We start from the raw sequence: 17,721 nt of genomic DNA on the forward strand, positions 1-17,721 counted from the left end.
GCCCGGCCCCGGCCGGGCCGCGGGGACTCTTCACATCCGTCGCTCCGGCCACAACTCCCTTGCCCCGGTGGGAGGTCGAGATGACGAGGGTCGGTCAGCCCTCTTGCCGGTGCCCGGTCCTCGCGTCAGCATGTGGGCACGGCGGTCGTGTGGCCCGAGGGGGGATCCTGGTGATGTCTGATGGAGACGGACCGCCGCGTTCGTGTACCGAGGTACGACGGCGTTGAGCGGGGCGGGTGGTTCGATCGCCGTGGTGTGTCCGGCGTGCGGGGCGCACCGGCAGCCGGGGCTGCCGCAGCCGCTGGCGGAGGCCCTGCCGCTCAGCCGGGCGCTCACTCCCCGGGAACGCGTCGTCCTCGAATTCCTGGGCCTCGGGTACGACAACCGCTCGATAGCCCGGGAAATGCAGGTCAGCGAACGCACGGTGAAGCGGTTCGTCACCGCCATTCTGGCGAAGCTGGGACTTCGGTCAAGACTGCAGGCCGGCCTCCTCGCGCTGATGGCGGCTTCGTCCCCGGTCGACGGTGCTTTCTGGCCCAAAGGTCTCATGGACGGCGTTCGGGCCGAAGACGATGATGTTCTGGCACACGAGACAGGAGGGGACCATGACCTTCGACGCCCTCGCCGCCCTGCGGCAAGCGGGTAACCCGGTCGACCTGCTGACGGAGGAGCAGCGGGACGTGCTCGCACGGCTCACCGAGGACGAGGTGACCGTCCTCAACTCCGTCAAACAACGGCTGGACGCGGTTTCGGACGCCGAGGTGGAAGGGCATTCCCTCGTTATCAAGTTGGCGTGAGATGACGGTGAGTTTCGGGATTCTGGGCCCTCTGCGGGTGCTGGCGAACGGCCGCTCGGTGGACCCGGGATCGCGGAAACAGCAGATTCTCCTGGCCGCCCTGCTGTGTCACGCGAATGCGCGGGTCTCGTTCGACTCCCTGGTCGAGGCGCTGTGGGACGACGCCCCGCCGCGGACGGCCCGCAAGAACGTCCAGGTGTACGTGTCCGGACTGCGCCGCCTGGTGGGGGTGGAGTCGGGATCGCGGATCAGCCACCAGACCGGCGGGTACGTGCTCCACACGGCGGCCGGCGAGCTCGACGCGCTCTGCTTCGAGCAGCGGGCCCGGGCCGGTGCGCTGACCGAGGCGCTGGACCTGTGGCGCGGCTCGGCGCTCGACGGGTTCCGGGACGTGCCGCTGATCGGGGCCGCCGCCCAGCGGTTGGACCGCAGGTTCCTCGGGGTCTTCGAGGACTGGGTGGAGGCGGAGATCGCCGCCGGCGGCGGGCCCGCCGTGATCGAGCGCGTCACCGAGACCGTCCAGCTGCACCCGCTGCGGGAGCGGCTGCGGATGCTGCAGATGACCGCGCTGTGCCAGGCGGGGCGGCGTTCCGAGGCGCTGGCGGTCTACGACGAGCTGCGCCAGTGCCTGGCCCACGAACTCGGGCTGCCGCCCAGTCCGGCGCTGGTCCGGTTCTACCGCTCGCTGCTGTGCGAGCCGGCGCCCGCCGGGCCGAGGGCGCCCGCCGAGCTGCGCCCGTCCGCCGGGCTGCGGCCCCCCGGGGAGGGGCCGGCGTCGGCGGAGCCGCTGCCGCGGGCGGCCGAGGCGGTCGCGGCGACGCCCGCGGAACCACGGCGGGGCCGGACGGCCCCGCCGAACCTGCTGCCCTGCGATCCACCGGCCTTCACGGGCCGGGCGCCGGCCGCCCGGCAGCTGTCCGAGGCGCTGGCCCGGGGCGGCAACCGGCTGGCCGTGGTGACCGGCCCGCTCGGCTCCGGCAAGACGGCGCTCGCCGTCCACGTCGCACACCGGCTCGGCGACCGCTTCCCGGACGGCCGGCTGTTCGTCCGGCTCCGTGGCGACGACGGCAGACTGCGCCCGCTGGACGACGTGCTGCGCCAGCTGCTGGCCGCGGTCGCACCCGGCCGGCCGGAGCCCGCCGGACCGCCGGACCCGCCGGACCTCCGGTGGGCCTGGCAGCTCTGGCTGACCGGACGCCGGGCCCTGGTGGTCGTCGACGACGCCCGGCGGGAGAGCGAGGTCCGGCCGCTGCTGCCGGAGGCCGGGGAGAGCGCGGTCGTGGTGACGGCCCGGCCCCGGATGATCGGCCTGGAGAGCGCCCACCGCTTCTGGCTCTCCTCGCTGGCGGTGGAGGAGGCCGTGGAGTTCCTCGGCCGGGTGATCGGCCCGGACCGGGTCGACGCGGACCGCGAGTCGGCCGGCCGGATCGTCCGGGCGGCGGGGCTGCTGCCGCTCGGGGTCCGGCTGGTGGCGGACCGGCTGGCGTTCCTGCGCCACGTGCCGCTGCGCGAGTACAGCGCGCGGATGGCCGGAGCCCCGGGGCTGCTGGACGAGCTCTGCGGCGGCGACCCGGCGGTCCGTGCCCGGCTGGCCGAGTCCATCGGGGACCTGCCCGAGGCGGCGCACTGGGCGGTGCTGCGGCTCGGGCTGCTCGCGGAGCCCGTGTTCACGCTGGAGCAGGCCGCCGCGGTGCTGGACTGCCGGCCGGACGCGGCGGTGCGGGTCCTGGAGCACCTCCTGGAGGCCAGCCTCCTCACCGTCCCCAACGTGGAGGGGCTCGCACACACGGTGCGCTACGAGATGCCGGCGCTGCCGTACGCCTACGCGCGGGAGACGGCGGCCGGGCAGGCCCCGGCCCGCACGGCCGACCGGAGTCCTGTGCCGCACCCCTGAGCGGCGGGCCGGGCGGCCGACCCGCCGGCCGCCCGTACAGCCGCCCGTACAGCCGCCCGTACCGCCGCCCGTGCGGCCGCGCGAAGGGGCTCTGAGTGGCTGTCATACCGGTATTGAACCGCTGACTAATCGTCGTCATACCGAGGATCCCTACCGTTCTCTGGGATCGGCGTAGCGGACGCCGCCAGGGGAGAGGAGGCAACATGCCCGAGGACATCAACCCGGAGCCGACCGAGGTCGAGGACGAGGACGTCGACGTCGTCGCGCACGATGCGGGCGAGGATTCCATCTGCATCATCAACAACAGCGCGGCCCTCTGACCCGACCGACTCGACAGGTCGAGCCACGAGAACCGAGCGGGCCATCCCGTCCCCGGCGCGAGCCGCCGGAACCGGGGCGGCCCGCTCGGTGTCGGCCCGCCCCGGCCCGGAGGCCCCGTGAACATCCTGCTCTGCCCGCTCAGCGACGGCGGCTACCTCTACCCGGCACTCGCCGCCGGGCGGGAGCTGCGGCGCCGGGGCCACCGGGTCGGCGTGCTCGGCCGGGCCGGTGCCGCAGCCGTGGTGGCCGAGGCGGGCCTGCCGTTCGCGCCGGCGGACGACTTCGGCGGCGCGCGGGCCTTCTCCGCCGCCCGGTGGGGCCCGGCCGGGGTGGAGCAGTACCGGGCGACCGTACGCGCGGCCCGGGAGGCGCGGGCCGACCTGCTGGTCACCTCGGTGCTGTGCAACGGCGCCCTGCTCGCCGCCGAGGCGCTGGACATCCCGGTGGCGGTGATCGGACTCTCCGTCCACCTCTGGAACTACCGCACCGGCGGCGAGGACGAGCCCCAGTGGGGCCGCACCAGGGAGAACCGGACCCACGAGTGCCTGGAGCTGTACGCCGCCACCCGCGAGCAGGCCGGCCTGGCGAGCCGGCCCTCCCGGTGGCCGGACGGCCCGCTGCTCGGCGACGGCCCGCTGCTCGGCGACGCCCTGCTGCTCCGCGGCGACCCCGAGCTGGAGTACCCGGGCGCGGTGCTGCCCGAGCGCGCGCACCAGGTCGGGCCGCTGGCCTGGGAGCCCGCCGCCGACCGGGCCGAACTCGCGGCGATCACCGACCACCTGGCACGCGTCGGCAAGCCCGTCGTCTACGTGCACCTCGGCCGGTTCTTCGGCGGCGGCACCCCCTGGCCGCGCCTCAACGCCACCTTCACCGGCGGCCCGTTCCAGGCGGTGGTCGAGCAGGGGCGGACGGCCGACCCGCGACCCGCGCCCGGCGCCGACGTCCTGCTCGTCCGCAAACCCTGGCTGGGGCCGCTCGTCGACCTCGCCGGACTCGTGCTGACCAGCGGCACCTCCGCCCCGGTACTCGGCGCGCTGCTCCGCGGCCGGCCCCTCGGCGTCACCCCCAACGGATCCGAGCAGCCGGTGCTCTCCGGCGCCTGCCTCCGGGCCGGCGTGGCCGTGCACATCCCGAGGGCGGAGCGGCCGGACCGGCCCCGGCCGGTCGAGGCGGCCTGGCAGGACGACCGGCTGCGGGAGGGGGCCCGCCGGCTCGGCCGCCGGCTCGCGGCGGCGAACAGCCCGGCCCGTGCGGCCGACGTCATCGAGCAGGCGGCCCAGCGGTCCGCAACCTCTAGGGAGAACCATGGGTACTCGATCAGCCGGCCCGGACGCAGTGGCCGTGGAGAGCCTGGCGGCGGGCGCACTGCAGTGGATACGCCTTCACTCGGGTTACCTTGACTCCCCGTCGGGCCGGGCCGAACTGCCGGTGACACCACGCGTCAAGGCCCTGCTGCAGCTCGCCCTGCTGCGCCGCTCCTGGGAGCGGGCCGTGCCGTCGGACCCGGGCCTGGCCGAGGTGACCGGGACCGTCGAGCGGGTCTGGCGCAGCCCGGCCCATCCGGCCCTGCTCGTCGCCGAGCCGCGCTACGCCTGGCAGTTCAAGCTGATGTACGGCGCACTGGCACCCGCCGGGCTCACCGACGGCCCGCACCGGACCGCGCTCGCGGAGGTGACGGCCGGCGGCTTCCTGACGCCGGGCCGGAAGTCGCCCTTCCTCCACCTGGAGACCAGGTTCTACGCCGACCTCGCCGGCGTCGGACACCGGCTGCACTCCTACCGGCGACTGTACGAGGCCAGCCGGCTGGCCCGGCACCGCGACGGGCAGCCGGTCGGCGAGCCGGACGTGTGCGACGTGACCCACACCCTCTTCCACCTGAGCGACTTCGGCTTCCGTGACCCCGGCCTGACCGGCGACGCCCTGGAACACGCCCGCGACCTGGTCTGCCGCCTCACCGGGGACTGCGTGCGCAACGGCGACTGGGACCTCACGGCCAAGCTGGTGCTCGCGCAGCACTGCCTCGGCCTCGACCCGCTCGGCACCCCCTCGGGAGAGGCCGGCCTGCGGCTGCTCGGCGACGTGCAGTCGCCCGGCGGCGCCGTTCCCGGACGGTCCGCCGCCGACCGGGCGGACACCACCGCGACCACGGCGGAGTTCTTCCGGAAGGCCTACCAGGCCACCCTGGTGACGGCCCTCACCGCGCTGACCGTCGCCCACGGCCGGCGAGGCGGCGCACCGGACGCCGGCCCCCCGGACGGCGCCCGTGCGGCGGGCGGGAGCGCCGGGCCTCCGGCGGCGGACGACGCCACCGGCCGGGACCGGGCGCCGGCGACGCGGGGTGCCCGGTGAACCCCGCGCAGGCCGACCTCGACCGCGGCGTCCGCCTCCTCCGGGGCGAGCGGAACTGGTGGTTCCTCGGCCCGGGCGGCGGGCTGGCCCGCCTGCGCCCCACCCAGCTGACCGCCGACGGCCTGCTCCGGCCGGGCACCGAACGCCGGCTCCGCGAGTACGGCCTGATGACCGCGGAACCCCCGCACAGCTACGCGTTGACCGTGCTGACCAGCACCCACTGCAACCTCGGCTGCGGCTACTGCTTCCAGAACACGAGCCAGGACCCGGACGGCGGCAGCCGTCCGCCGCGGATCGCCCGGACCCGCCTCACCTCGCGGACGATCACCTCGATCCTCGACTTCACCGAGCGGCAGATGGCCGCCGCCGGACTGGAGGAGCTCCGGATCCTGCTGTTCGGCGGCGAACCCCTGCTCAACCCGCGCGGGTGCCTGGAACTGCTGGAACGCGCGGCCGCCCGCGGGCCGGTCTCCGCCTGGATGATCTCCAACGCCACCCTGCTCACGCCCGCACTGGCCGGCCGGCTCTCCGGCCTCGGGCTGGGGTCCGTCCAGATCACCTTCGACGGCGACCGCCCCGACCACGACCGCATCCGGGTCGGGCGCACGGACGGCGGCGGGACCTTCGACACGATCGTCCACAACCTCGTCCGGGCGTCCGAGACCTCCCCGCTCCGGTGGCTGCTGCGGGTGAACGTCTCCGGGGAGACCTACCGGGGCGTCGACGCGCTGATCGACCGGCTCGCCACACGGCTCGACCCCGCCCGGTGCACCCTGTACTTCGCCCAGGTCGGCGACGTGGGCATCGGCTACGGCAACGACCTGCTGCACACCGGCGAGCTGTCGGCCCGCTTCACCCGGTGGCAGCGGCGGGCGCTCGACCTCGGATTCACCGTCACCCGGCCGCAGGGCCACCGGCCGTGCGTCACCTGCGGCTACCGGGACGGCCGCTACGGCGCGGTGGTCAGCGCGGACGGCACCCTGGCGAGCTGCTGGGAGACCGCGGGCAGGACGGCGTGGGAGGTCGGCACGGTCACCGGCGGGTACCTGCCCGACACGGTCACCCGCGAGCGGTGGGTCGGCTGCGAGGACCTGTACCGGCGCGAGGAGGACCGGCGGACACTCGCCGCCTTCCACGACACGGTGGACGCGGCCCTGCTCGACTACCTGGACGAGACGGGGCGCCTGTAGCCATGCCATCGGACCTCGACCGGCTGTCCGCCGGCACGCTCGCCTGGCTGGGGCGACACCTGGACCACTTCGACCCGTACTCGGCGCCCGGCCGCTCGGCGGAGCACGGGCGGGCGAAGGCCGCGCTGGAACTGGCGCTGCTCTGCCACCTGTGGGCCCGACGGGACACGGGGGGCGACCCCCGCCTCGACCAGGCGACCGCGGTGGTCCGCACGGTCTGGCAGCACCCGGACTTCCCGGCGCTCCTCACCGCCGACCCCCGGTGCGCCGCCCCGTACGGACTGGCCTGCGCGGCACTGGCACCCGCCGGGACCGACGGCACGCCGCACCGGGCGGTGCTCGCCCGGCTGACCCCCGACGACCTGTCACCGCAGGGCAGGTCGGCCTACCAGCAGCTGGAACTGCGCCACTACGCGGACAAGGCGGGGGTGCCGCACGCGTTCGAACCCTACGAGGAACTGCTCGGTCGGAACTTCCTCGTCCGGCTGCCCGCCGCGATGCCGGACCGTGCCGCCCGTGACGGTGCCGCACCGGACCGTGCCGGGCCGGACGACGCGGCACCGGTCACCGTCCCGGAGGCGTACGCCCTCACGCACTCCAGCTTCTACCTCAGCGACTTCGGCCGGACCGCCCCCGGGCTCTCCGCGACGGCCCTCGCGGACGCGGCGGAGCTGCTCCGCCGGCTGCTGGAGCACTGCGTGCGGCACGACTGGTGGGACCTGGCCGCGGAGCTCGTCATGGCCCAGGTCTGCCTGCGCCTCGACCCGCTGCGCACCCCCTGGGGCCGTGCCGCCGTCGACTGCCTGGTCCGGGCCCAGCGGCCCGACGGCGCGCTCCCCGGCCGGTCCGCGAGGACCGCCGCGACGGACGCCGAACCGGTCGGGGCCTTCTTCGCGACGGCCTACCACACGACCCTGGTGACCGCCCTGATGACGCTCCTCCTCCGGCCGGAGCACGCCTCATGAGACCACGACTGGTCCTCATCGACCCCAGCTACACCCGCCTCTGGTTCGGACAGGCCGTCTCCTCCGTCGGGGACGCCGTCTTCAGCACCACCCTGGTCCTGTGGGTGGCCATGGAGCTGGCCAGGGGGAAGCCGTGGGCGCCGCAGGCGGTCAGCGGCGTCGTCCTGGCGACCAGCGCCGCCGTCCTGTTCGTCGGCCCCCTCGCGGGCGTGTTCGTCGACCGCTGGGACAAGCGTGCGACGATGCTCGGCACCGAGGCGATCCGGGGCGGGCTGGTGGCCCTGCTGACCGCGGTCTCCTTCCTGCCGGCCGGTGACCTCCCGGTCGGGCTGTGGCTCGGCCTGATCTACGCGACGGTGCTGGTCCTCAACGCGGCCAGCCAGTTCTTCACCCCGGCGAGGTTCTCGGTCATCGCGGAACTCGTCACGGGGGAGGCCGACCGGGCGAGAGCGGCCGGGATCGCCCAGGCGACCGGACAGACCGCCTGGATCATCGGCCCGCCGCTCGCCGCGCCGCTGCTGTTCACGGTCGGCCTGCAGTGGGCGCTGCTGTTCAACGCCCTCTCCTACCTGGTGTCCTACCTCGCCATCCGGTCGGTGGACGTGCGGCCGGCGGCCGGGGACGCACGGGCCGCGAAGCCGGACCGGGGCAGGCCGGCCGCCGAACGGCGCGGACTGGGCGCGGAGTTCCTGGAGGGCCTGCGGTTCTTCCGCCGCAGCAGGTTCCTCGTGGCGCTGCTGCTGTTCGCCGTGATCGGCCAGCTCGGCATCGGCGCCCTGAACACCCTGAACATCTTCTTCGCCACCAGGAACCTGCACGCGTCCGCCGAGCTGTACGGCTACCTCGGCATGGCGATGGGGATCGGCGGCATCGTGGGAGCGCTCGCCGCGGGCCGGGTGGTCCAGTGGATCGGCGCCCGGAGGACCACCTGGATCGGGCTGATGGTGAGTGGCGCCCTGCTGCTCCTGTACTCCCGCCAGAGCGGCTTCCCGGCCGCGGTGACCCTGCTGTTCCTCTTCGTCCTCCCGATCACCATGCTGAACACCGCCATGTCGCCGCTGCTGCTGGCGGCGACGCCCCAGGAGTTCCGGGGCCGGGTGGTCGCCGTGTTCTATCCCGTCACCCGGCTGGCCGCGATGCTGGCCGCGGTGCTGTCGGGCTGGCTCGCCGGCACCGGGCTGCGGGACTTCTCGGGCTCGCTGGCCGGCCAGCGGTTCGGCCCGATCGACACGATCTTCGCGGCGTCCGCGGTCGTCGTGGTCCTCGCGGGCGTCTACGCCCGGATCGCGCTCCCCGACACGGCCGCCGCCCCGGCCGCCAAGGCCGAGCCCAAGCCCGAGGCCGAAGCCGGTCCCGGGAACGAGGCCGGGACCGGATCCGGGGCGGGGCCCGATCCGGCGGGGCCCGCCGCGCCCGGGGCCGATCCCGCCGGGCCCGCCGCCCGCCCCGCCCCGGCGGGCCCGCAGTGATCTGCTCCGGGTGCGGCCGGCTCGCCGGCGGGTCGGACCGGTTCTGCGCCGGCTGCGGCACGCCGCTCACGGTCGGTGGGGCTCCGCGCGAGACGCGCCGGAAGGTGTCCATGCTGTTCCTGGACATCGTCGGCTCGACCGCGCTCGCCGAACGCCTGGACCCGGAGCCGCTGCGGCAGGTCATGGACCGCTACTTCGCGAGCTGCGGGGCCTGCATCGCCGAACACGGCGGGGAGGTGGAGAAGTTCATCGGCGACGCGATCCTGGCCGCCTTCGGCGCCACCGTGGCCCGCGAGGACGACGCGCTCCGGGCGGTGCGCGCCGCGAACGGGGCGCTCGCGGCCCTGGCCGGCCTGACCGCCGAGCTCAGCGCCGAGTACCAGGTCGAGCTGGAGGCGCGGGCCGGTGTGTGCACCGGCAACGTCGTGGTGATCACCAGACCGGGGGACGACTTCCGGGTCGTCGGCGACTCGGTCAACACGGCCGCCAGGCTGCAGACGGCCGCCCGCCCGGGCGAGGTGCTGCTCTGCGCCGACACCGCCGCGATGGTGCGGTGGCAGGTCGGGATCGAGCCCGTCGCTCCGCTGCGGGTGAAGGGCAAGGCCCGCCCGCTGCCGGCCTGGCGGGTGACCGCCCCGGAGCCGGCGGCCGACCTCCCCGGGCCGGTGACCCCGTTCATCGGCCGGGTCGACGAACTGGAGGCGCTGGAGCGCGGCTTCCGGCGGGCCCGGCTGCGGCGGCAGGTCTGCCTCGCCACCGTCGTCGGCGTGCCCGGCATCGGAAAGTCGCGCCTGGTGAGGGAGTTCCTCGCGGGCCTGCCGGCCGGTGAGGTGACGGTGCTCGCCGGCCGGTGCTCCGCCTACGGCCGGGGGATCACCTACCGTCCGCTGGCCGAGATGCTCGGCTCGCTCCCCGGCGGCTGGCCGGCCCTCGCCCGGCTGCTGGAGGAGGACCCGGCGCGGGCCGGTGACGACGGAGCGGCGGCGCCGGCCCACGGCCTGGCGGCGCGCACCCTCGGCACGGTCGTGGACCAGGACGGCGGCGCGGCCGGTGTCGAGGACATCGCCTGGGCGGTGCGGCACCTTCTGGAGGTCCTCGGCCGCTCGCGGTCCGTGGTCATGGTCTGGGACGACCTGCACTGGTCGGAGGAGACCCTGCTGGACCTCATCGACGAGGTCGCGACCTGGCTGCGCGGGGTCCCGGTCCTGCTGCTCTGCGTCGCCCGCCCCGAACTCCTGGAGACCCGCACCGGCTGGGGCGCCGGCAAACCGGGTGCGACGACGCTCGACGTCGGACCACTGACCTCACCTCAGATCACGTCCCTGCTGGGCGAGTTGTCAATCCTCGCCGAGGTGGTTCCGCAGGACCTCCAGGAGGTCAACAGCCGCGTCGCCACCCTGTGCGACGGAAACCCGCTCTATGCCGAGCAGCTCATGGACGTCTTCGCGGAGACGGCCCCCGGCACCAACGTCCCGCCCACGATCCAGGCGATGCTGGGTGCCCGGCTGGACCAGCTGCCCGTCACCGAACGGGGCATGGTGGAGCTGGCCGCGGTGGTCGGGCGCGAGTCCACCCGGGAGCTGCTGCGGGTGATGGCCGCCGCGGACGGCACCGGCTCCGCCGAGGCCGACGAGGCACTGTCACGGCTGGTCCGCCGGCGCGTCCTCGAACGCGGCCCGGCCGGCACCTTCCGCTTCGCCCAGGCCCTGCTGCGCGACACCGCCTACGAGTTCACCCCGAAGACCCGCCGCGAGCGCTGGCACGACTTCCTGGCCGAGCGGTTCTCCGGCGAGCTGCCGCAGGACGCGATGGCGGTGGCCTACCACGTCGAGGAGACCTCCCGGCTGCGCAGGCAGCTGCGGCCGGGCGACCCGCAGCCCCCGCGACTGGCCGGTGCGGCGGCGGACACCCTGACCGCCGAGGGCATGCACGCGCTGGCCCGCAAGGACCTGCCGGCGGCCGTCCAGCTCCTGGAGCGGGCGAGGGAACTGCTGCCGGTCGGCGATCCCCGCCACACGGCGCTCGCCCTGCACGTCTGCGACGCCGGAATCTGGCTCCAGGACGAGGAGCGGTGCCGGTCCGCGCTGGCCGCGGCGGAGGCCGCGCTGCCCGGGGACCGGCGGTCCGCGGCCACCCTGGCGGTCCAGCGCGCAATCGTCGCGCTCCGGCTCGGCCTGGCGCCGCCCGCGTCCGTGGCGGCGGACGCGGAGCGGATCGCGGCGGAGCTGGAACAGGACCCCGAGGACGATCTCAGCTGGTGCCGGTTGCACGAACTGCTCGCCCACCTCGAACTCGTCGCCGAGCGCGCGGCGTCCGCGGCGGCCTCGTTCGGGCGCGCGCTGGCCCTGGCACGGACCCTGGGCGACGGCTACCAGGAGGACCGGCTGCTCTGCGCCGTCTGCGAGTTGGCCCAGTGGACGCCGATGCGGGTGGACGCCGGGCTGAGGCTCTGCGCCGCGCTCGGCGTCCGGTTCGCCGCGAGCCGGTCGCTGCTCCTCCCGGTCCTGGTGACCCGGGCGCACCTGGAGGCGCTCGGCGGCGACCTGGACGGCGCGCGGCGCACCGTGGCCGAGGCGCTGACCTACTCCCGCGACGTGCACGCCGATCTCGCGGACGCGGTGGTGCTGGACACGGCGGGCTTCGTGGAATCGCTGGCCGGCGCCCACGACGTGGCGGAGGCGCGGTACCGGCAGAGCCTGGGCGTGCTGCGGACCTCGGAGCACGCGACCGACACCCGGAACACCGAGGTCGCGATCGCCCGGGAACTGTTCGCCCAGGGCCGGACCGCCGCCGCAGCCGCCGCTCTCGACCGCCTCGACGGCCCGGACCTGGACGGCGCGGACGACGGCGAGGGCGCGGGCCTGCGGGCACGGCTGGGCGAGGCCGCGCTGCGCGGGCGGATCGCCTCAGTCCGGGGGCACCACGAGGAGGCGCTCGCCGGGGCCCGGGCGGCTCGTGCGCTGGTGGCCCGGTGCGACGACCTGTGCCTGATCGGGGAGACCCTCCTCGACCTGGCGATCGTGCTCGAAGCGGCCGGGATGATCGAACGGGCGCGGGCTGAAGGGACCGAGGCATTGCGGATGTTCGAGGCGAAGGGCGCCGCGCTGCCCGCCGGACGGGTCCGTCGCTGGCTCGCCGCCCACGGGCCGGGGACGGCGGACGGCAAGGCGGGTGCGGGTGCGGACGGGAGGGCGGGTCCGGAACCGGGCGGGCCCGGCGGACCGGGGGAGGGCGCGGCCGATGACTGACCAGCCGCCCTGGCGCCGGCCGCCGCGCGACCACTTCCCGGGCGTGCCCGCCTGGAGCATGCCCGTCTCGGTGGTGCCGCAGGAGCCCTTCGAGGTCAGCCCGCTCGGCCCGGTCACCCGGGAGTGGGCCTGGGGCGGCGCGGACGGTTCCGGCGTCCGCGTCTGCGTGCTCGACAGCGGCGTGGACGCCGACCACCCGATGGTCGGCGGGCTCGACCGTGCCATGGACGTGGTCAAGGGCGAGGACGGCGTCCTCGCCGTCACCCCGACCGAACCGGGCGACCCGGCGGGGCACGGCACCGCCTGCGCGAGCGTGATCCGGTCGATCGCCCCCGCCGTGTCGCTGACCTCGGTGCGCGTCCTCTCCGGCGGCAGGCACGGCAGCGGCGCCGCCCTGCTGGCCGGGCTGACCTGGGCCATCGAGGAGGGGTTCGACGTCATCAACATGAGCCTCTCGACGACGAAGCCGGACTTCCGCGACGGCCTGCGCGACCTCTCGGACGCCGCCTACTTCCGGCGCTGCATCATCGTCGCGTCGGCCCACAACATGCCGGTCCACAGCTATCCGTGGCCGTTCGCCTCGGTCATCTCGGTGGCCAGCCACGACCGCCCCGACCCGATGACCTACTACTACAACCCGTCCCCACCGGTCGAGTTCTACGCACGGGGCGTGCGGGTGCCGGTGGCAGGGCCGGGCGGGCGGCGGCTGCTCAGCACCGGCAACAGCTTCGCCACCCCGCACATCGCGGGCATCTGCGCGCTCATCCTCGGCAAGCACCGCGCGCTCACGCCGTTCCAACTCAAGTCCGTCCTCTACCTGGCCGCCGAGAACGTAGCCGTACCCGAGGGAGGTGCGCGTGTCGACTGACCCGCTGGACAGTGCCGGCATCCCGCAACGAAGACTGCTCCAGTCGATCGTGGAAGTCGCCCGCAGCGTCTTCGGCGCGGCCGCCGCCTCCGTGCTCCTGGTGGACCAGGACAACGGGGACCTGGTCTTCGAGGCGGTCGCGGGCGAGGGCGAACACCACCTGCTCGGGACGAGGTTCCCGAGCGGCACCGGCATCGCCGGCTGGGCGATGGTGTCCGGGCAGCCGGTGGTGATCGACGACGTGGCCGACAGCCCCCGGTTCGCCCGGGGCGCCGCGGAGTCCACCGGCTACGTGCCGCGCAGCATCATGGCCGCGCCGCTCATCTGCGAGGGCGACTGCATCGGGGTGCTGTCGGTGCTGGACCGTGACAGCCGCGAACGCTGCGACCTCGGCGACATGGCCTCCCTGGGGCTGCTGGCGACCGAGATGGCGACGGTGCTGGAGCTGCTCGTCCGGCTCCGGTCGCTGGACGCCGACCGCGCCTCCCGCGCGGCGGCGACGCAGGCCGCGGTCCCGCAGCCCGACCTGGTCCTGTTGCAGCGGGTGGCGGAGCGGCTGCCGCGGGCGTCCGAGCAGGTGGCCGCGACGGTCGCCAAGCTCCTGACGATGGCGGACGAGCTGTTGGCCGACGGCGACGGCTGACGGTGGCGGCTGACGGCCCCTCGGCCTTCCTCGACCAGCTGGCCCGCCCCGGCCGCACCGTCGACGTCCGCCCCCGGCCGGCCCCGGCCGTCCTGCTGCTCAGCCGCGCCTGTGACGGGGGCCTGGAGCCGGTACAGGGCCTGCTGGGGAGCGCGGGCGTCCGGTCGGAGCGGTTGAACGCCGACGAGCTCGGCGCCGCCGACCTGCTCGTCGACCCCGAACGCCGGGCGGTCCGGCTGAACGGCCGCTGGCTGACCCCCACGGTGACCTGGGTGAGGCACTTCTCGGCGTCCGCCATCGAGAGCACCGGGGATCCGGCCCGGACCGTGTTCCTGCGCGAGTCCTGGCAGGCCGCGGCCGACCAGCTGGCGGCGGTCTCCGGGACGGCGATCCGTGCGACCGGGCCGGGGCTGCTCGCCCAGCTGGACCTGGCCCGGCACCACCGGATCGCCGTCCCGCGCACGGTGCTGACCACCGACCCGCAGCGCGCCCGGGGCGCGTTCGACTGCCCGCGGCTGGTGGTCAAGGCGGCCCACCACCACTTCGTCGAGCCGGAGCCGGGGCGCCTGAACGGGATCTTCCCCGTGGTCGTCGAACGGGACGACCCGGCCGCGGACCCCGGCCCGGGACCGGGTCCGCCCGTCATCGTGCAGGAGTACGTCGAGCACGAGGCGGAGCTGCGCGTCTACCACGTGGCCGGGCGGCTTCACGCCTTCCGGATCGGCAAGACCTCGCCGGCCGACCCGTGGACGGCTCCCGAGCGGGTCGGGGCCGAGCCCGTCCGGACGCCGCCGGCCGTCGCCTCCGCCACCAGGACCCTGGCCGCCGCGATGTCGCTCCGCTACGGCGCGTTCGACTTCCTGATCAGCGCCGGCGGGCCGGTCTTCCTGGAGGTCAACCCCGACGGCGACTGGCTCTGGGCCGAACAGCGGGCGGGGACGGCCCCGGTCACCACCGCGGTCGCCGCCATGCTGGCGGCCCTGCACCGCGAGGCCCTGCCCACCCCGGGACCGTTCGACCTCCTGGGCTTCCTCTCCGCCCCCCGGGCCGGGTCCGGCGGGTGACCGCGCCCCGGCGGCGGGCCCGGCGCGGCCGGGTGCCTGGTTCGGCCGGGTGCCTGGTTCGGTCGGCGGGGCAGCTCGTAGGGTGGAGCCGCCTGATGATCGTTCGCCCCCTGGCAGGAGATTCCATGAGTGAGACCGCCGTTCCCGACGCCGTGCTGCCGGTCGGGGTGATCGGCCTCGGCGACATCGCGCAGAAGGCCTATCTGCCGGTGCTCACGGCGCTGCCCGGCCTGGACCTGCGGCTGATGACCCGGGACCGGGCCAAGCTCGACCGGATCGGCGACGCCCACCGGATCGACCCGGCGCACCGGTTCACCGACCTCGGTGAGCTCATCGGCAGCGGGATCCGGGCCGCGTTCGTGCACGCGGCCACCGATCAGCACGTCCCGATCGTCGAGCAGTTGCTGACCGCCGGCGTCGACGTGTACGTGGACAAGCCGCTCGACTACACCCTGGAGGGCTCCCGCCGGCTGGTGGACCTCGCCGACCGCACGGGGCGGTCGCTGATGGTGGGCTTCAACCGCCGCCACGCGCCGGGCTACGTGCAGGCGAAGGAGCGTCCGCGCGACCTGATCGTGCTGCAGAAGAACCGCGAGGGGCTGCCCGAGGCGCCACGGCCGATGATCTTCGACGACTTCATCCACGTCGTGGACCTGCTGCGGTTCCTGGTGCCCGGCGAGATCGAGCACGTCGATGTCCGGTCCCGGGTGCGCGGCGGCCTGGTCGAGCACGTGGTCCTCACCCTGTCCGGTGAGGGCTTCACGGCGCTGGGGATCATGAACCGGCTCTCCGGCTCGACGGAGGAGATCCTGGAGGTCTCCGGCGGTGACTCCAAGCGCGAGGTCCACAACCTGGCCGAGGTGATCGACCACCGCGGCCAGCCGACCGTCCGCCGCCGCGGCGACTGGGTGCCGGTCGCCCGCCAGCGCGGCATCGAGCAGGTCGTGCTGACCTTCCTGGACGCCGTCCGCTCCGGGAAGACCCTCGACGCCCACGACGCCCTGCGCACCCACGAGCTGTGCGAGCAGATCGTCGAGCGGCTGGAGTCCGCCTGAGCCCCGGGCCGGTCCGCGACCTCCCGCGGACCGGCCCACCGCAGCCAGGCGTGCGGGGCGGACGTGGGCAGGGAGGTCGGGCTCAGGCGTGTCGCGCGGGGGCGGCGATCCGGCGGCGCCACCAGTCCACCGTCGCCCGGAACTGCTCCTCGGCCGGGGTGGCGCGCAGCGTGAACGCGGCCTCGTAGGCGGCGGAGTCGATCACGAACGGGCGGTCGAACTGGTAGCGCACCTCCCGGAGTTCGCGGAGCAGCGGGGAGAAGAGCGCCGCCGCTCCCAGCACCGCCGGTGACAGCCGCCGCACCGCCACGGGGCCGGTTCCCGCGTCGGCGGCGAGCCGGGCGACCATGGTCCGTGCGGACAGCGCGGGGGCCGTCGGCACGTGCCAGGCCCGGCCCCAGGCCCGCTCCTCGCCCGCGACCTCGATCAACGCCGAGGCCGTGTCGGGGAGGTAGGTCCAGCTGTGCGGGGTGTCCGGGTCGCCGAGCACCGTGACGGACCGGCCGTCCAGCAGGCGCGGCAGGACGCGCCCGGCCAGGTGGCCCCCGTCCGTCACACCGGGGCCGAAGAAGTCGGAGGCACGTACTTCGACCGCCCTGATCCGGCCCGCCTCGTGCAGCGTCCGCGCCTGCTCCCAGAGGGCCGCCCGGACCCGCCCCTTGGGGCCGGTGGCGGCGAGCGGCAGGTCCTCGGTGAGCGGGCGGTCCACCGGGCCGTACCCGTACAGGTTGCCCAGCATGACGAGGACGGCCCCGGTCGACTCGGCCGCCGCGCAGAGCGACGAGGCCAGCGGCGGCCAGTCCGTCGTCCAGCGGTGGAGGGGCGGTGCGGCGCAGCCGTAGAGCGCGACGGCGCCGCGGGCGACCTCGGTCAGGGCCTCGGGGCGCGCCGCGTCCAGGGCGACGTGCTCGATGCCGGCCTCCGGGGAGCGGCCCGACCTGCTGACCACCCGGACCTCGTGCCCCTGCTCGGCCAGCGCCCGAGCGGTGGCCGCCCCCGCGGGCCCGTATCCGACAACCACATGAAGACTCACGAGCACACCCTAGCCCGGGCCCTCCGGGGGTGGTGACGAGGTCATGTCGACAGAGCTCCCCCGGCCGGCCGGCCCGCCCCGACGTCGCGTCACCGGATCGTGGCCCGGCCGCCGGTGACGGGGCGTCGTAGAGTGCGTGCGGGGGCGGGTGCGGAAGGCGGAGGCGGGCGGAATTCGGTTGCCCGGCAGCCTCGACCCCTGTTAACAATGTGACATGTTACAAAATGCTGCCCTTATTCTCCGTGCCCGGCACGAGAGCGACGTCCCGGTCCTCATGTCCGGGCTGTACGACGACGTCGCCACCCGCTCCCGGGCCGACTCCCGGCCCTGGCAGCCCCTCTCGCCCGGTGCCGCCGGGTCGCCCTACGCCGTGGCCGCCCCGAGCGACGAGGCGGCGTGTTTCTCGGTCGTGGAGCGCTCCTCCGGCGAACTGGCCGGCGAGGCACTGCTGTGGGGCATCGACACCCACAGTCGCACCGCCCACCTGGGCCTGGCGCTGCTCCCCGGCTTCCGCGGTCGCGGCCTGGCGCACGACGTGGTCGCCCTGCTCTGTCACTACGGCTTCACGGTTCGCGGGCTGCAGCGCCTCCAGGTCGACACGCTGGCCGACAACCGGCCGATGATCGCCGCGGCCGCCCGCGCCGGGTTCCGCCTCGAAGGCACCCTGCGGCGCTCCGCCTGGACCTACGGATCCTTCAGCGACCAGGTCGTCCTCGGGCTGCTCAGTGAGGAATGGACCGACCCCGTGCTGAAGCCGGCGGACACCGCGCGGTAAGGGGCACGGGTGGACGTGCGGAGGGGCGGGACCGGCCGATCGGCCGGTCC

Annotated in this window: 15 protein-coding genes; 14 read left to right on the forward strand and 1 reads right to left on the reverse strand. The window is 75.1% G+C overall.

Annotated elements, in window-relative coordinates:
* The first annotated feature begins 253 nt into the window (after positions 1-253).
* The 13 genes from ACFWOG_RS30955 to ACFWOG_RS31015 all read left to right on the forward strand — a co-directional run bounded on the left by ACFWOG_RS30955 (position 254) and on the right by ACFWOG_RS31015 (position 15,863).
* Positions 254-646: a LuxR C-terminal-related transcriptional regulator gene (locus ACFWOG_RS30955; RefSeq protein ID WP_355406764.1), complete on the forward strand. Its 393-nt coding sequence runs from the start codon at positions 254-256 to the stop codon at positions 644-646.
* A complete protein-coding gene (locus ACFWOG_RS30960; RefSeq protein ID WP_329884063.1) occupies positions 606-797 on the forward strand; it encodes an aroma-sacti cluster domain-containing protein in 192 nt (63 codons plus the stop codon). Before ACFWOG_RS30955 ends, ACFWOG_RS30960 begins: the two co-directional genes overlap by 41 nt.
* A gap of 1 nt (position 798) precedes the next feature.
* Complete coding sequence (locus ACFWOG_RS30965) at positions 799-2,691, forward strand: BTAD domain-containing putative transcriptional regulator (RefSeq protein ID WP_380362289.1); 1,893 nt, start codon at positions 799-801, stop codon at positions 2,689-2,691.
* Between the two features lie 437 nt (positions 2,692-3,128).
* Positions 3,129-4,412: a glycosyltransferase gene (locus ACFWOG_RS30970; RefSeq protein WP_380362291.1), complete on the forward strand. Its 1,284-nt coding sequence runs from the start codon at positions 3,129-3,131 to the stop codon at positions 4,410-4,412.
* Complete coding sequence (locus ACFWOG_RS30975) at positions 4,318-5,361, forward strand: DUF6895 family protein (RefSeq protein WP_380362293.1); 1,044 nt, start codon at positions 4,318-4,320, stop codon at positions 5,359-5,361. The genes ACFWOG_RS30970 and ACFWOG_RS30975 overlap by 95 nt, the downstream gene beginning before the upstream one ends.
* On the forward strand, positions 5,358-6,551 hold the full coding sequence (locus ACFWOG_RS30980) for a radical SAM protein (protein ID WP_380362295.1): 1,194 nt from the start codon (positions 5,358-5,360) through the stop codon (positions 6,549-6,551). The genes ACFWOG_RS30975 and ACFWOG_RS30980 overlap by 4 nt, the downstream gene beginning before the upstream one ends.
* A 2-nt stretch (positions 6,552-6,553) precedes the next feature.
* Entirely contained in the window at positions 6,554-7,516 is a 963-nt protein-coding gene (locus ACFWOG_RS30985) for a DUF6895 family protein (protein WP_380362297.1), read from the forward strand.
* On the forward strand, positions 7,513-8,985 hold the full coding sequence (locus ACFWOG_RS30990) for an MFS transporter (RefSeq protein ID WP_380362299.1): 1,473 nt from the start codon (positions 7,513-7,515) through the stop codon (positions 8,983-8,985). Before ACFWOG_RS30985 ends, ACFWOG_RS30990 begins: the two co-directional genes overlap by 4 nt.
* A complete protein-coding gene (locus tag ACFWOG_RS30995; RefSeq protein WP_380362301.1) occupies positions 8,982-12,233 on the forward strand; it encodes an AAA family ATPase in 3,252 nt (1,083 codons plus the stop codon). Before ACFWOG_RS30990 ends, ACFWOG_RS30995 begins: the two co-directional genes overlap by 4 nt.
* Complete coding sequence (locus ACFWOG_RS31000) at positions 12,226-13,101, forward strand: S8 family serine peptidase (protein WP_380362303.1); 876 nt, start codon at positions 12,226-12,228, stop codon at positions 13,099-13,101. The genes ACFWOG_RS30995 and ACFWOG_RS31000 overlap by 8 nt, the downstream gene beginning before the upstream one ends.
* Positions 13,091-13,744 carry a GAF domain-containing protein gene (locus ACFWOG_RS31005; RefSeq protein WP_355406745.1) on the forward strand — a complete coding sequence of 218 codons (654 nt, stop codon included), beginning with the start codon at positions 13,091-13,093 and terminating at the stop codon, positions 13,742-13,744. Before ACFWOG_RS31000 ends, ACFWOG_RS31005 begins: the two co-directional genes overlap by 11 nt.
* A 2-nt stretch (positions 13,745-13,746) precedes the next feature.
* Complete coding sequence (locus tag ACFWOG_RS31010; RefSeq protein ID WP_329952918.1) at positions 13,747-14,808, forward strand: hypothetical protein; 1,062 nt, start codon at positions 13,747-13,749, stop codon at positions 14,806-14,808.
* A 155-nt stretch (positions 14,809-14,963) separates the two neighbouring features.
* The gene (locus ACFWOG_RS31015; protein WP_329884148.1) at positions 14,964-15,863 is read left to right on the forward strand and encodes a Gfo/Idh/MocA family oxidoreductase; all 900 of its coding nucleotides are present in this window, start codon (positions 14,964-14,966) and stop codon (positions 15,861-15,863) included.
* 82 nt (positions 15,864-15,945) lie between these two features.
* Here the strand turns inward: ACFWOG_RS31015 and ACFWOG_RS31020 are convergent, their stop codons facing one another.
* Entirely contained in the window at positions 15,946-16,896 is a 951-nt protein-coding gene (locus ACFWOG_RS31020; protein WP_380362306.1) for an NAD-dependent epimerase/dehydratase family protein, read from the reverse strand.
* 214 nt (positions 16,897-17,110) lie between these two features.
* On the opposite strand from ACFWOG_RS31020, the gene ACFWOG_RS31025 reads away from it, so the two are divergent.
* On the forward strand, positions 17,111-17,671 hold the full coding sequence (locus tag ACFWOG_RS31025; RefSeq protein WP_329952920.1) for a GNAT family protein: 561 nt from the start codon (positions 17,111-17,113) through the stop codon (positions 17,669-17,671).
* Positions 17,672-17,721: the final 50 nt, after the last annotated feature.

This window comes from Kitasatospora sp. NPDC058406 (assembly GCF_042722765.1).
Lineage (GTDB): Bacteria > Actinomycetota > Actinomycetes > Streptomycetales > Streptomycetaceae > Kitasatospora.

Excerpts from the sequence above, each read along its gene's own strand:
- ACFWOG_RS30960 (WP_329884063.1), top strand. The coding sequence starts at position 606 with ATGACCTTCGACGCCCTCGCCGCCCTGCGGCAAGCGGGTAACCCGGTC.
- ACFWOG_RS30965 (WP_380362289.1), top strand. The coding sequence starts at position 799 with ATGACGGTGAGTTTCGGGATTCTGGGCCCTCTGCGGGTGCTGGCGAAC.
- ACFWOG_RS30975 (WP_380362293.1), top strand. The coding sequence starts at position 4,318 with ATGGGTACTCGATCAGCCGGCCCGGACGCAGTGGCCGTGGAGAGCCTG.
- ACFWOG_RS30985 (WP_380362297.1), top strand. The coding sequence starts at position 6,554 with ATGCCATCGGACCTCGACCGGCTGTCCGCCGGCACGCTCGCCTGGCTG.
- ACFWOG_RS30990 (WP_380362299.1), top strand. The coding sequence starts at position 7,513 with ATGAGACCACGACTGGTCCTCATCGACCCCAGCTACACCCGCCTCTGG.
- ACFWOG_RS31000 (WP_380362303.1), top strand. The coding sequence starts at position 12,226 with ATGACTGACCAGCCGCCCTGGCGCCGGCCGCCGCGCGACCACTTCCCG.
- ACFWOG_RS31025 (WP_329952920.1), top strand. The coding sequence starts at position 17,111 with ATGTTACAAAATGCTGCCCTTATTCTCCGTGCCCGGCACGAGAGCGAC.